The organism is Streptomyces filamentosus (genome assembly GCF_014654895.1).
In the GTDB taxonomy this organism is placed as follows: Bacteria; Actinomycetota; Actinomycetes; order Streptomycetales; family Streptomycetaceae; genus Streptomyces; species Streptomyces filamentosus.
In genome coordinates this window covers 391,879-406,094 of record NZ_BNBE01000003.1, presented here as the reverse complement: position 1 = coordinate 406,094, position 14,216 = coordinate 391,879, and the positions used below count along the sequence as shown (strand labels likewise).

At 72.0% G+C, this 14,216-nt stretch carries 11 protein-coding genes; 6 read left to right on the top strand and 5 right to left on the bottom strand.

Annotation, left to right across the window (positions count from 1 at the left end):
- Window positions 1–10: 10 nt before the first annotated feature.
- From IE326_RS29260 to IE326_RS29250, 3 genes are all read right to left on the bottom strand, one after another.
- Window positions 11–835, bottom strand: coding sequence for an ABC transporter permease (locus IE326_RS29260; RefSeq protein ID WP_150227713.1), 825 nt, complete (start codon window positions 833–835; stop codon window positions 11–13).
- Window positions 836–917: 82 nt separating this feature from the next.
- Window positions 918–1,892 (bottom strand): ABC transporter ATP-binding protein, encoded by a 975-nt coding sequence (locus IE326_RS29255; RefSeq protein ID WP_190044242.1) that lies wholly within the window; start codon window positions 1,890–1,892, stop codon window positions 918–920.
- A gap of 20 nt (window positions 1,893–1,912) precedes the next feature.
- Window positions 1,913–3,229 carry an NYN domain-containing protein gene (locus IE326_RS29250; RefSeq protein ID WP_190043766.1) on the bottom strand — a complete coding sequence of 439 codons (1,317 nt, stop codon included), beginning with the start codon at window positions 3,227–3,229 and terminating at the stop codon, window positions 1,913–1,915.
- A gap of 236 nt (window positions 3,230–3,465) precedes the next feature.
- Here IE326_RS29250 and IE326_RS29245 point away from each other — a divergent pair, with 236 nt between their 5' ends.
- The gene (locus IE326_RS29245; protein WP_170313797.1) at window positions 3,466–3,636 is read left to right on the top strand and encodes a hypothetical protein; all 171 of its coding nucleotides are present in this window, start codon (window positions 3,466–3,468) and stop codon (window positions 3,634–3,636) included.
- 72 nt (window positions 3,637–3,708) lie between these two features.
- Here the strand turns inward: IE326_RS29245 and dnaE are convergent, their stop codons facing one another.
- Entirely contained in the window at window positions 3,709–7,248 is a 3,540-nt protein-coding gene (dnaE, locus tag IE326_RS29240; RefSeq protein WP_150227715.1) for a DNA polymerase III subunit alpha, read from the bottom strand.
- A 159-nt stretch (window positions 7,249–7,407) separates the two neighbouring features.
- On the opposite strand from dnaE, the gene IE326_RS29235 reads away from it, so the two are divergent.
- The 5 genes from IE326_RS29235 (at window position 7,408) to IE326_RS29215 (ending at window position 13,527) form a co-directional block, all read left to right on the top strand.
- Window positions 7,408–8,733 (top strand): DUF2252 domain-containing protein, encoded by a 1,326-nt coding sequence (locus tag IE326_RS29235; RefSeq protein ID WP_150227716.1) that lies wholly within the window; start codon window positions 7,408–7,410, stop codon window positions 8,731–8,733.
- Between the two features lie 168 nt (window positions 8,734–8,901).
- Window positions 8,902–9,585, top strand: coding sequence for a hypothetical protein (locus tag IE326_RS29230; RefSeq protein ID WP_190043765.1), 684 nt, complete (start codon window positions 8,902–8,904; stop codon window positions 9,583–9,585).
- A gap of 47 nt (window positions 9,586–9,632) precedes the next feature.
- Window positions 9,633–10,448, top strand: a complete 816-nt coding sequence (locus tag IE326_RS29225; RefSeq protein ID WP_150227718.1) for a DsbA family protein — start codon at window positions 9,633–9,635, stop codon at window positions 10,446–10,448.
- Between the two features lie 141 nt (window positions 10,449–10,589).
- Window positions 10,590–12,239 (top strand): alkaline phosphatase D family protein, encoded by a 1,650-nt coding sequence (locus IE326_RS29220; protein ID WP_190043764.1) that lies wholly within the window; start codon window positions 10,590–10,592, stop codon window positions 12,237–12,239.
- Window positions 12,240–12,525: 286 nt separating this feature from the next.
- A complete protein-coding gene (locus IE326_RS29215; RefSeq protein WP_229915730.1) occupies window positions 12,526–13,527 on the top strand; it encodes a zinc metalloprotease in 1,002 nt (333 codons plus the stop codon).
- A gap of 60 nt (window positions 13,528–13,587) precedes the next feature.
- Here IE326_RS29215 and IE326_RS29210 read toward each other — a convergent pair whose 3' ends face one another.
- Window positions 13,588–14,169, bottom strand: coding sequence for a dienelactone hydrolase family protein (locus IE326_RS29210; RefSeq protein ID WP_150227721.1), 582 nt, complete (start codon window positions 14,167–14,169; stop codon window positions 13,588–13,590).
- Window positions 14,170–14,216: the final 47 nt, after the last annotated feature.

Here is a 14,216-nt window from a genome sequence, read left to right as displayed (position 1 = left end):
GTAGCCCGCCTCAGCGGACCGCGGCCCTGCGGTAGGCCCAGGTGGCGACGGCCAGCGAGAGGACGCCGACGACCCCGCAGACGGCCAGGTCGAGGGCGACGGCCGCCCAGTCGGGGCGCGGGTCGAAGGCGCGGGCCAGGGCCTCGACGCCGTACGTGGAGGGCAGCAGGTCGCGGGCCCAGCCGATCGGCTGCGGCATCCGCTCGGCGGGCAGCACGCCCAGCAGCAGCGCGGCGGACATGCCGAGCTGGCCGAGGAGGGTGGCCAGTTCCTGGCGGGGGGCGAGCAGGCCGAGGGCGGCGCCGAGCCCGGCCAGGGCGGCGCCGGAGAGCGGGACGACGGCGGCGAGCAGCCACAGGTGGCCGAGCGGCAGGCCGAAGAGGACGGCGCCGGAGACGGCGGTGACGAGCGTGCCGGGGACCGTGAAGGAGGCGTACGCCCCGGCGGCGCCGAGCACGACGGCGGCGGGCGGCACGGGGAGGGTGGCGTAGTGGTCGAGGCCGCCGGTGGCACGGAGCTGGCCGAAGTACTGGGCCAGCAGGTTGAGGGCGACGAAGGCGACGACGAGGACGGTCGAGCCGGCGACGACGGCGCGGGCCTCGGAGCCGCCGTCGACGACCCCGCGCATCAGGATCATGATGCCGATGGACTGGAAGGTCGCGACGAAGAGCAGCGGGATGCGGGCGACCCTGGCCCGGCTGAGCTGCGCCTTGTAGACGGCGGCGAGGGAGGGCAGCAGCCGGGCGGCCGGGGCGAGGGGCGCGGCCTGTCCGGCGTCCCGGGTGCGGGCGGCCGGCACGCCGGCGGGCAGGGCCTCGGCGGGCAGGGTGCTCAACGCGGACAGCTCCTGGGGGTGACGTGCGGCAGGTGGGGGGTCGCGCCGGGGGCCGGGTGCGCCGGGCGGGGACGGGAGGGGCTCATGCCTTGACCAGTCCTTCGCGGGCGGCGCCGCCGAGGGCGAGGTAGACGTCCTCCAGGCTGGGCGTGGCGAGGGTGAAGTCGTCGAGGGCGGCGAGGGCCGCGCCGCCGGTGAGGCCGGCGACGGCCGCGCGGGCGGCGTCGGGGGCGAGCCGGAGGACCCAGCGGCGGCCGGACTCCTGGGCGAGGTCGCGCAGGGCGGCGACCTCGGGGAGGTCGAGCGGGGCGGCGTCGCGCCACACCAGCTCGACGCGGACCTCCCCGGCGATCCGTTCCTTCAGTCCGGCGGGGGTGTCGCAGGCGATGACCCGGCCGCGGTCGAGGACGGCGACCCGGTCGAGGACGGTCTCGGCCTCGATGACGTTGTGGGTGACGAGGAGGACGGTGGTGCCGTGCTCGGCGCGGCGGCGGTCGACGGCGGCCCAGACGGCGCGGCGGGCGACCGGGTCCATGCCGGTGGTGGGCTCGTCGAGGACGAGGACGGGCCGGTGGCCGACGAGGGCGGCGGCGAAGCATGCGAGCCGGCGCTGGCCGCCGGAGAGCTTCTTGAGGGGACGGCCGGCGAGCTCGTCGAGGCCCAGCTCGCCGAGGACGGCGTCCCGCTCGGCGCGGGCCGCGGCGGCGGTGAGGCCGCGGAGCCGGCCGGTGGTCTCGGCGGCGAGGGCGACGGTCAGCTCGTCGAGGGCGGTGGACTCCTGGCCGAGGTAGGCGAGGAGGCGGGCGGCGCGCTCGGGGTGGCGGACCAGGTCGTGGCCAAGCAGCTCGACGGTGCCGGAGTCGGGGCGCATCAGACCGGTCAGCTGGCGGACCAGGGTGGACTTGCCCGCCCCGTTGGGCCCGAGCAGGCCGAAGATCTCGCCGCCGCGCACGTCGAGGCTGATCCCGTCGGTGGCCCGCACCTCCGGGGTCGCGGGCGCGCCGCGCCCGCCCCGCGTGGCGGGGTACGTCTTGACCAGATCCCGCACCGCGCACACCGTACTCACGGGGGAAGAGCCTACGGGGTCGCCGGCCCCGCTCCGGGCGCGGGGGCGTGTTCGGCGGCGGCGCGGACGTCGATCTCGCGCCAGAATCCGGCGCGGATGGCGTAGCGGTCGTGCTCGTCGATCTGGTCGTCCTTGTGGGCGAGGAGGCCGAAGCGGGCGGCGTAGCGGAGGAGTTCGCCGTCGATGCGGTGCGGGATGCGGGGGTAGAGGACGGAGAGCCGCTGGACGTGGCTCTGTTCGGGGAGCCGCTCCAGCCACCGCCGGGCGAACACCTGTCCGACCTCGAAGGGGTCGCCGCCGACAGTGGTGATGTCCTCCTCGCGGTCGGCCCAGCGCTGCTCGGCGCTGGTGAGCTGGGCGAGGGTGGGCAGCGAGGCGGTCTCCGGCGGCTCGCCGAGGGAGGTCGGGGGCCGCTCGACCCAGCCCCGGTCGGAGGACCAGCGCAGGGCGCTGGCCGCCTGGGGGGCGGTGGGGTGCGGGGCGGCGGAGGCGGGGCCGCGCAGTCCCGCCAGGTCCTTGGGGGTGGGGACGGTCCGGCCCGTGCCGGGGGCCAGGGCGGCGGGGCCGTGGCCGTCGGCGGTGCGCGCGGGCGCCCCGTCGGGGTCCCGCTCCCCGTTCCGTGCGCCCGCGGCGGCGGCGTCGGCGGCCCGTTCCGCGGCTCGTTCCGCCGCCCGTTCGGCGGAGGCGAGGGCGGCCTCGGGCAGCGGGGCGGAGAGGATGGCGGCGATCTCGGGGCGGGGCGCCGGGGGCGGCGGGCAGAGGCCGGTGAGGTCCCGGGCGCGGACGGCCCGGGTGATCCAGGCCCGGTCGAGGACCCGGCGCTCGTCGGCCTCGGCGACGAGGTCCTCCGACTGGTTGTAGTCGCCGTCGGCGGCCTGGACGGCCCAGAGGTGGACGGCGACGCCGTGCTCCTTGGCGGACATGAGGCCGGGGAGCAGGTCGCCGTCGCCGGTGACGAGGACGATGTCGGTGCAGGCGCGGTTGCGGGCCAGCTCGGTGAGCTCGGTGTGCATGGCCGCGTCGACGCCCTTCTGGGCCCAGCGGCCGTCGCTGCGGGTCAGGGCGCCCAGCCGGACGGTGACCCGGGGCATCACGCGCAGCCTGCGGTGCTCGGGCTGGGGCACCCGGTCGGGGGCGCCGTCGAACCAGTAGATCCGCAGGAGGGGGAGGCCGGTCTCGGTCTCGGCCCGTTCGCGCAGCTGCCGGACGAGTCCGGCGTGGTCGACGCTGATGCGGGACCGGGACGGGTCCCCGGCGAGCAGGCTGGCGGCGGCTCCCAGCAGATAGCCGGCGTCCACCAGGACGACGCATCGGTCCACGTGCTCCACCTTCTCTCGGATCTCGGGCCGGACTCGGGATCTCAGGTGTTCCGGGTTCTGTCGAGTCTGCCCGACCGCCGGGGGGTTGACGGCCGGAACTGGATCTTCGGCGTGGCGGAGCGGCGCCCCGTCCGCGCGGCGGCCGCCCTCACGGACCGTAATGATCCAACATGCGCCGGTTTCTCCCGTGTGTGAGTCTGACAGCGGCTTTGGCCCCCAGATCCCTTCGAGGAGGCATCATCCCCATGGCCAAGAACCGCAACCAGAACCGTCAGAAGCAGCAGTCCCCGGCGGAGCGCGGCGCCCAGCAGGCGCAGCAGTCGTCGATGGAGTCCCAGGCCGAGAGCCGCGCCTCCCAGGTCACCCCCGGTGACATGGCGCGGAAGGGCCGTCAGAAGCGCTTCGGCCACAACTGACGCCCGTACGACGGCAAAGGGGCGCGCCCGTGACGACGGGCGCGCCCCTTGCGCGTGTACGGGCTCCGCGCGCTATCCGGCCAGGCAGGACGGGCCGAGCAGCACCTTCAGGTCGCCGAAGAGGGCCGGGTCGGCCGTCACCCGGTGCCGGTCGAGCCGGAGCACGGTGGTGGTCCGGGGGCCCTGGAGCTTGATCCGGACCTCGGTGTTGCCCTTGTGGTGGCGGAGGATCTCGCCCAGTCGGCTCACCATCGGCGGGGTGACCTTGAGGGCGGGGATGGTGAGGATCACCGGGGCGTTGGCCCCGGCGTTCGACAGGTCGGGGACCATCAGCTCCATGGCGACGAGACGGGGGACGTCCTCGCGCTTGTCGAGCCGGCCCTTGACGAAGACGACGGCGTCCTCGACGAGCTGGGTGGAGACCAGCTGGTAGGTGGCCGGGAAGAACATGCACTCGATGGAGCCGGCGAGGTCCTCGACGGTGGCGATGGCCCAGGCGTTGCCCTGCTTGGTCATCTTCCGCTGGAGGCCGGAGATGATGCCGCCGATGGTGACGACCGCGCCGTCGGCGTGCTCGCCGCCGGTGAGCTGGGAGATGCCGGCGTCGGTCTTGTCGGAGAGGACGTGCTCCAGGCCGAAGAGCGGGTGGTCGGAGACGTACAGGCCGAGCATCTCGCGCTCCTGCGCGAGCAGGTAGGTCTTGTCCCACTCGTCCTCGGTGAAGGTGACGTCGAGGCCGAAGCCGGGCTCGTCGCTCGTCTCCTCGCCCATGCCGCCGAAGAGGTCGAACTGTCCCTCGGCCTCCTTGCGCTTGACCGCCACCACGTTGTCGATCATGGGTTCGTGCTGGGCGACGAGGCCCTTGCGGGTGTGGCCCATGGTGTCGAAGGCGCCGGCCTTGATCAGCGACTCGATGGTGCGCTTGTTGCAGACGACGGCCTCGACCTTGTCGAGGAAGTCGGGGAAGGAGGAGTACTTCCCCTTGGCCTTGCGGGTCTTGATGATCGACTCGACGACGTTGGTGCCGACGTTCCGCACGGCGGTGAGGCCGAAGAGGATGACGTCGTCGCCCTGGGCGGCGAAGTTCGACTCCGACTCGTTCACGTTCGGCGGGAGGACCTTGATGCCCATGCGGCGGCACTCGTTGAGGTAGACCGCGGACTTGTCCTTGTCGTCCTTGACCGAGGTCAGCAGGCCCGCCATGTACTCGGCGGGGTAGTTCGCCTTGAGGTAGGCGGTCCAGTAGGAGACCAGGCCGTACGCGGCGGAGTGCGCCTTGTTGAAGGCGTAGCCGGCGAAGGGGACCAGGACGTCCCAGAGGGCCTGGATGGCCTCGTCGCTGTAGCCGTTCTTCTGGGCGCCGGCCTGGAAGATGGTGAAGTTCTTCGCCAGCTCGTCGGGCTTCTTCTTGCCCATGACGCGGCGGAGGATGTCGGCCTCGCCGAGCGAGTAGCCGGCGATGATCTGGGCGGCCTTCTGCACCTGCTCCTGGTAGACGATCAGGCCGTAGGTGACCGCGAGGACCTCTTCGAGCGGCTTCTCCAGCTCGGGGTGGATCGGGGTGATCTCCTGCTGGCCGTTCTTGCGCAGGGCGTAGTTCGTGTGCGAGTTCATGCCCATCGGGCCCGGGCGGTAGAGCGCGGACACGGCGGAGATGTCTTCGAAGTTGTCGGGCTTCATCAGCCGCAGCAGGGACCGCATGGGGCCGCCGTCGAACTGGAAGACGCCGAGGGTGTCGCCGCGCTGGAGCAGTTCGAAGGTCTTCGGGTCGTCGAGCGGCAGGGCCAGGAGGTCGAGGTCGATCCCCTTGTTGGCCTTCACCATCTTGACGGCGTCGTCCATGATCGTGAGGTTGCGCAGGCCGAGGAAGTCCATCTTCAGCAGGCCGAGCGACTCGCACTGCGGGTAGTCCCACTGCGTGATGGTGACGCCGTCGGTGTGCCGCACCCAGATGGGGGCGTGGTCGACGATCGGCTCGCTGGACATGATCACGCCGGCGGCGTGCACGCCCATCTGGCGGACCAGGCCCTCGACGCCCTTGGCGGTGTCGATGACCTTCTTCACGTCCGGCTCGTTCTCGTACATCGCCCGGATCTCGCCCGCCTCGCTGTAGCGCGGGTGGGAGGGGTTGGTGATGCCGTCGAGGTCGATGCCCTTGCCGAGGACGTCGGCGGGCATGGCCTTGGTGAGCCGGTCGCCCATGGCGTAGGGGTAGCCGAGGACGCGCGCGGAGTCCTTGATCGCGTTCTTGGCCTTGATCTTGCCGTAGGTGCCGATCATGGCGACCTTGTCGGCGCCGTACTTCTCGGTCACGTACCGGATCACCTCGACGCGCCGGCGCTCGTCGAAGTCGATGTCGACGTCGGGCATGGAGATGCGCTCGGGGTTGAGGAAGCGCTCGAAGATCAGGCCGTGCGGGATGGGGTCGAGGTCGGTGATGCCCATGGCGTACGCGACGATCGAGCCGGCCGCGGAGCCTCGGCCGGGGCCCACGGCGATGCCCTGGCTCTTCGCCCACATGATGAAGTCGGCGACGACGAGGAAGTAGCCGGGGAAGCCCATCGAGATGATGGTGTCCATCTCGTACTCGACCTGCTTCATGCGGTCCTCGGGGATGCCGTCCGGGAAGCGGCGGTGCATGCCCTTCATGGTCTCCGCGCGGAACCAGGTGACCTCGGTGTAGCCCTCGGGGATGTCGAACTTCGGCATGAGGTTCTTGGCCTCGAACATGCCGGCGGTGTCGACCTGCTGGGCGACCAGGAGGGTGTTGCGGCAGCCCTCCTGCCAGGCGTCCGAGGAGTCGACGGCGTACATCTCGTCCGTGGACTTCAGGTAGTAGCCGGTGCCGTCGAACTTGAAGCGGTCCGGGTCCGAGAGGTTCTTGCCGGTCTGGATGCACAGCAGGGCGTCGTGGGCGGTGGCCTCGTGCGCGTAGGTGTAGTGCGAGTCGTTGGTGACCAGCGGCGGGATGCCGAGCTTCTTGCCGATCTCCAGGAGGCCGTCGCGGACCCGGCGCTCGATCTCGATGCCGTGGTCCATCAGCTCCAGGAAGTAGCGGTCCTTGCCGAAGATGTCCTGGTACTCGGAGGCCGACTTCAGGGCCTCGTCGAACTGGCCGAGGCGCAGCCTGGTCTGGAGCTCGCCGGAGGGGCAGCCGGTGGAGGCGATCAGGCCCTCGGACCACTGGGAGATGGTCTCCTTGTCCATCCGGGGCCACTTCTGGAGCCAGCCCTCGGCGTAGGCGTCGGAGGAGAGCTTGAAGAGGTTGTGCAGGCCGGTGGCGTTCGCCGCCCAGATCGTCTTGTGGGTGTAGCCGCCGGAGCCGGAGACGTCGTCCCGCTTCTGGTGCGGCTGGCCCCACTGGATCTTCCGCTTGTTGCGCCGGGACTCGGGGGCGACGTACGCCTCGATGCCGATGATCGGCGTCACGCCGGCCTTCTTGGCGCTGTGGAAGAAGTCGTACGCCCCGTGCAGGTTGCCGTGGTCGGACATGGCGATGTGCGTCATGCCCATCTCGTTGCACGCGTTGAACATGTCCTTCAGCCGCGCGGCACCGTCCAGCAGGGAGTACTGGGTGTGGACGTGGAGGTGCGTGAAGGGCGGCTTGGTCACGGGGGGTGCCTCCGGCGGTGAACTTCTGGGGGGACAGCGTCGAAGTCTACGTCGCGGGAGTGACAGGAGGCGGGCACCGGGGAGTACGGTCGCACGTTGGGTCGGGTGGAACGCCTGTCCCCATTTGTCATGACCAGTCTTGCACCAGGAGGCACCTCGATGTCGGTACCCCGGCCCACCGCCGCCGAGCGCGGTGAGCAGATCCTCGCCGTCTTCGACACCGCCTTCGGCGAGCTGCTCGCCGCCGACCCGGCCGCCTTCAGGGTCAAGTTCCGGAAGATGGCCGGCTCCGCCTTCGCCTTCTACCGGGGCACCGCCTGCCTCTTCTACCAGGACCTGGAGGAGGAGGCGCGGGGCGGCCCGTTCCTGGACGAGCGGACCGGCCGGGTGTGGATCCACGGCGATCTCCACGCGGAGAACTTCGGCACCTACATGGACGCCAACGGCCGGCTGGTCTTCAACGTCAACGACTTCGACGAGGCGTACGTCGGCCCCTTCACCTGGGACCTCAAGCGGCTCGCCGCCTCCCTCGCCCTGATCGGCTACGCGAAGGCGCTCAGCGACGAGCAGATCACCCACCTGGTGCGGATCTGCGCGGCGGCCTACCGCGAGCGGATCGGCGTCCTGGCCGCCGGCGCCGAGGGGCACGAGGTCCCCGGCTTCACCCTGGAGACCGCCGACGGGGCGCTGCTCGGCGCGCTGCGCGAGGCCCGCGCGATGACCCGCTTCGGACTGCTCGACTCGATGACGGAGATCCGGGAGTACGAGCGCCGCTTCGCGGCCGGCGGCGGGGCGATCGAGCTGGACGCGGCGACCCGCTACAAGGTCCTGGCGGCCTTCGACGGCTATCTGGAGACCCTGCCGGAGTCCTCGCGGGTCCGCCCGGACTCGTACCGGGTGAAGGACGTGGTGGGGCGGCGCGGCATCGGGATCGGCTCGGCCGGCCTGCCCTCGTACAACATCCTCCTGGAGGGGCACAGCGACGCCCTGGAGAACGACGTCGTGATCTACCTCAAGCAGGCGCAGACCCCGGCCGCCTCGCGGCACGTGACGGACCCGGCGGTGCGGGGCTACTTCCGGCACGAGGGGCACCGCACGGTGATCTCGCAGCGGGCGCTCCAGGCGCACGCCGATCCGTGGCTGGGGTGGACGGAGCTGGACGGGGCCGGGCAGCTGGTCGCCGAGGTCTCGCCGTACGCGGTGGACCTGGACTGGTCGGACATCGACGACTGGGAGGAGATCGCGGCGACGGTGGCGGACCTGGGCCGGGCGACCGCGACGATGCACGCGGCGGCGGACGAGTCCAGCGGCCAGTCGCTGGTGGCCTTCTCCACGGAGCGGGCCATCGACGCGGCGATCGCCGCCGACGAGGAGGGCTTCCCCGGGCTCCTGGTGGACTTCGCGCACGCGTACGGGGCACGGGCGCGCGCCGACCACCAGATCTTCGTGGACCTGTTCCGCAACGGCCGGATACCGGGACTGTAGGCGGCGGACGGGCGGCTTCCGGAGCGCAGGCGGGCGGGTGACCCCCGGGCCGTAGGCCAGGGAACGGCTCCCGGAGCGCAGGCGGACGGGCGGCTTCCGGAGCGCGAGCAGGCCCACAGCTCCCGTTTAGGGAGGTCTTACGGGCCGTCGTGGCAGACTCGACCGACGATGGACATGGCAGGGACGCGGCTGAGGGCGCTGCGGGCAGCGGTCTTCACGGCACTGGTCGTGACCCTGTCCGTGGCTTCCCATGTGCTGCTCTCCCAGGTGCCGCTGCCCGTGGGCACGGTCGTGCCGGTCGCCGCCGGCGTCTTCGCCGTGGCGTACGCGCTGGCCGGCCGGGAGCGCGGCTTCGGCCCGATCGCGGGGCTGCTCGTCCCGCTGGAGCTGGCCGCCGACACGCTCTTCACCTCCGGCCAGGCGGTCTGTTACGGCCCCTCCGGCGGGCCGGTCGCCGGGGCGCTGCGCTCCTTCGGGGTGGAGGTGCTGTGCGGCGGGGCCGTGGGCGCGCCGCTGCCCGGGGTCGCGGCGCCCGGCGGCGGGGCCGCCGCGCTGGTCTCCTCCCCCGATCCGGCGCTGCCGTGGCTGCTGCTCGGCGCCCATGTGCTGGTCGGCCTCTCGGCGGCGTGCTGGCTGCGCGGCGGGGAGCGGGCCCTGGTGCGGCTGCTCGGCGCGGTGGCGGCCTCGGCCTTCCGGCCGCTGGAGCTGCTCGCCGCCCTGGTGGGCGGGGAGCGGCCGGCGCCGGCCGGTCCGGCGCGGCCGGAGCCCCGGCCGCGGCCGTCCCGTACGCGTCTCCTCGTGCACTCCGTGAGGCGGCGGGGACCGCCGCGGGGATCGTTCGCTCTCGTCTGAGCGCACGTTTCCCGCCCTTCCCCTTTCCTTACCGGAGATCCACGATCATGAGTGCACGCAACAACCAGTCCCAGAAGGCCGCCGCCCGTGAGCGCCTGCGCGCGGAGCGCGAGGCGCAGGCGAAGAAGGAGCGGGCCCGGCGCCGGCTGATCGTCGGCGTGTCGGCGGTGGCGGTGCTCGCCGCCGCCGGCGGCATCGGCTACGCGGTCGTCCAGTCGAACCAGCCCACGGCCTGGGAGACGGCGGCCGACGCGAAGACGGTCACCGCCCCGAAGAACACCGAGGGCGCGAACGGCACGACCGTCGTCGTCGGCAAGGACTCGGCGAAGAAGACCCTGGAGATCTACGAGGACTCCCGCTGCCCGGTCTGCGCCACCTTCGAGCAGGCGGTCGGCCCGACCGTCGAGAAGGACGTCGAGGCCGGGAAGTACAAGCTGAAGTACGTCGGCGCGACCTTCATCGACAAGTTCGACCAGGGCGAGGGGTCGAAGAACGCCCTGTCGGCGCTGGGCGCGGCGCTCGACGTGAGCCCCGAGGCGTTCCTCGACTACAAGGCGGCCCTCTACTCCGCGAAGTGGCACCCGGAGGAGAGCGAGGACAAGTTCGCGAAGGACTCCTACCTGCTGGAGGTGGCGGACACGGTCCCGGCGCTGAAGGCGAACGCCGCGTTCAGGAAGGACGTGGAGGAGGGCACCTTCGACGCCTGGGCGATGAAGATGTCGAAGACCTTCGAGGAGAGCGGCGTGACGGGCACGCCGACGCTGCGGATGGACGGCAAGACCCTGACGACCGAGGGCTCGCAGAACCCGCCGCTGACGGTCGAGGAGTTCAACGCCGTGCTGACCCCCGTCCTGGGCGGCTGACGTCCGCTCCCCCGCTCCCGGCCCGTGCGGCCGGGGCCGGGGGCCGTCGGCGGAAGATCGTGGTGAGCGGCGGGCGAAGCTCCGGAAAACTTCCGGATTCCGCCTGTCAACCTTTCGTACCCGTCAGTAATCTGACTGGCCGTGACCAGTCACCCCATATCTCCTGCCCCCACGCGGCGCACGGTCGTCAAGGCCGCCGCCGTCACCGCCGCCGTCGGCCCCGCACTGCTCGGCGCGGCCGCCCCGGCCCTCGCGGACGCCCCGGCGCCCGCCTTCCTGCACGGCATCGCCTCCGGCGACCCGCTGCCCGACGGCGTCCTCCTGTGGACGCGCGTCACCCCCTCCCCGGAGGCCGTGCCCGGCTCGGGGCTCGGCGCCGACGTCCGGGTGGACTGGGAGGTGGCCGAGGACCGCTCCTTCGCGCGGGTCGTCGCCTCCGGCGCGGCCACGGCCACCGCCGCCGCGGACCACACGGTCAAGGCCGACGTCCGCGGACTGCGCCCGGCCACCGCCTACTTCTTCCGCTTCACCGCGGGCTCCGCCGTCTCGGCCACCGGGCGGACCCGCACCGCTCCGGCCGCCGACGCCGCCGTCCCCGGGGTTCGCTTCGGCGTGGTGTCCTGCGCCAACTACGAGGCCGGGCACTTCTCCGCGTACCGCCACCTCGCCGGCCGCGCCGACCTGGACGCGGTACTGCACCTGGGCGACTACATCTACGAGTACGCGAGCGGGGTCTACCCGGAGGCGAAGGACACCGTCCGGACGCACGAGCCGCGCCACGAGATCGTGTCGCTGGCCGATTACCGCACCCGGCACGGCCGGTACAAGACGGACCCGGACCTCCAGGCGCTGCACGCGGCCCACCCGGTGGTGGCGATCTGGGACGACCACGAGTTCGCCAACGACGCCTGGACCGGCGGGGCCGAGAACCACACCCCGGGCGCCGAGGGCGACTGGGCGGCCCGGGTCGCCGCCGCCAAGCGGGCCTACTTCGAGTGGATGCCGGTCCGCACCTCCACCGAGGGCACCGTCTTCCGCCGGATCCGCTTCGGCAGGCTGGCCGACCTCCACCTGCTGGACCTGCGCTCCTTCCGCTCCGCCCAGGCGAAGACGGGTTCCGGCGCGGTCGACGACCCGGAGCGCACGATCACCGGCCGGGCGCAGCTCGACTGGCTGAAGTCCGGTCTGGCCGGTTCGGACGCCGCCTGGCAGCTGGTCGGCACCTCGGTGATGATCTCGCCGGTGGCCTTCGGCTCCCTGCCGGCGTACCTCCTGGAGCCGCTGGCCGAGCTGCTGGGGCTGCCGGCCGAGGGGATCGCGGTCAACGTCGACCAGTGGGACGGCTACACCGACGACCGCAAGGAGCTGCTGGCGCACCTGTCCTCGCGGGCCATCCGGAACACCGTCTTCCTGACCGGTGACATCCACATGGCCTGGGCCAACGACGTGCCGGCGAAGGCCGCCACGTACCCGCTCTCGGCCTCGGTGGCCACCGAGTTCGTGGTCACCTCGGTGACCTCGGACAACCTGGACGACCTGCTGAACGTGGCGCCGGGCACCCTCTCGGTGGTGGCGGCGGGCGCGGTGAAGACGGCCAACCGGCACGTGAAGTGGGTGGACATGGACCACCACGGCTACGGCGTCCTCGACGTGACCGCCGAGCGCTCGCAGATGGACTACTACACGGTCTCCGACAAGCGCGATCCGGCGGCGACGGCGTCCTGGTCCCGCTCCTACCGCACGCTCGACGGAACGCAGCGTGTCGAGCGGGTGTACCAGCCGGTCATCTGACCGACTGTTTTCGGCCATGATCCCTTCTGTTAACGGAAGATCACATGGCTACGGCGGGTGGTGGATCCGGGCACTCGAATCCGGACACACCACCCGCCTCCGGCACGACTTTCGTTACACCCCTGTCTCAAACTCCGGAAGCGGCGCAAAATTTTCTTCCGGATGACCCGAATTGCCCTCCGATTGATTGGGCCTGATCACCGCTCAACGGAACATGACATGGACGCGTAATCTCCCCGCCGTGGCGAGGAAGTACCTCCCCACCACCCCCCGCGAGGAGTCACCTGTGCGTGCTCTTGTCCGTATATCGCCGCGTACCTCACGTCGTGCACTCGGTACCGCCGTCCTGGCCGGAACCCTGGCCCTGGCCCCCTTCTCCGCCCCCGCCGGCGCCCAGGCATCCCCCACCCTGGCCGGCGCCTCCGCCGAGGAGTGCGCCGACGACGCGGCCGCCCTGTCCGGAGCCCGCAAGGAGAAGGGCGCCGACACCCACGCCCACGAGCCGAACGAGGTCTCCGCCGCCCAGGCCAAGTCCATGGACGACGACCTGCGCAAGAAGCTGGCCGCCGCCAAGTCGAGCGGCCGGGTGAGCGCCCGGGCCGACGCCGCCGCCGTGGTCACCATCCCGGTGTACTTCCACGTCATCCACAGCGGCACCACGGGCAAGCTGTCCGCCACCCAGATCAACAACCAGCTGGCGGTCCTCAACGCGGCCTACGGCGGCCAGGGCACCGGCAACGTCAACACCGGCTTCCAGTTCTCCCTGGCCGGGACGGACTACACGGACAACGCCACCTGGTACAACCTGTCCTCCGGCTCCACCGCCGAGAAGCAGATGAAGCAGACCCTCCGCAAGGGCGGCGCCAACGCGCTGAACTTCTACACCGCCAACCTCGGCGGCGGCCTGCTCGGCTGGGCGACCTTCCCGACCTCGTACAACTCCAACCCGTCCATGGACGGCGTGGTCGTCCTCGACGCCTCCCTGCCGGGCGGCTCGGCGACCAACTACGCCGAGGGCGACACGGCCACCCACGAGGTCGGCCACTGGATGGGTCTCTACCACACCTTCCAGGGCGGCTGCACGGGCAACGGCGACTACGTCTCCGACACCCCGGCCGAGAAGTCCCCGGCCTACGAGTGCCCGACCGGCCGCGACTCCTGCGCCTCCAAGGCCGGCGTGGACCCGATCCACAACTTCATGGACTACACGTACGACGCCTGCATGTACCAGTTCACCACGGGCCAGGTGACCCGGATGAACGACCACTGGACCGCGTACCGCGCCTGACGGCCCGTCCGCGCATGAGAACGGCCCCCGGGGAGTGCTCCCCGGGGGCCGTTCCCCGTCTCAGTCCTCCTCGCCGAGCCCGTCGAGGAAGTCGAGGGCGATCGCCCAGGTCCGCTCCGCCGCCTCGGCGTCCCAGTCCGGCAGCTCCGGGTCCGTGTACACGTGCCCGGCCCCCCGGTAGCGGTAGACCTCCACCTCCGCCCCGGCCCTGCGCATCTGGAGGTACCAGGCGGACAGCCAGTCGTCGGTCTCGAACGGGTCGGGCTCGGCCACGTGCAGCTGTACGGGCAGGGCGTCCACCGAGGCGTTCGGAGCGAGGTCCGAGGTGCCGTGGAGCAGCAGCAGCCCGCGCGCCTTCTCGTCGCCGAGCGCCAGGGTCTGGGCGACCGAGGCGCCGAAGGAGAAGCCCGCGTAGACCAGACCGCGCTCCGAGTAGGGGGCGGCCGCCAGGACCGCGCGCTTCAGCAGCTCGTCCGAGCCGATCCCGTCCTTCCGCGCCATGCCCTCCTCCACCGATCCGGTGGTCCAGCCGTCGAAGAGGTCCGGCACCCACACCTGGTGGCCGGCGGCCCGCAGCCGGTCGGCGGCGGCGTCGACGGCCGGGCGCTTCCCGTGCACCGAGTGGAAAAGCATGATGTCCATGCGGGCCATCCTGCCACCCGTCGCCGCCGGCGCGCCGGAACCCCCAG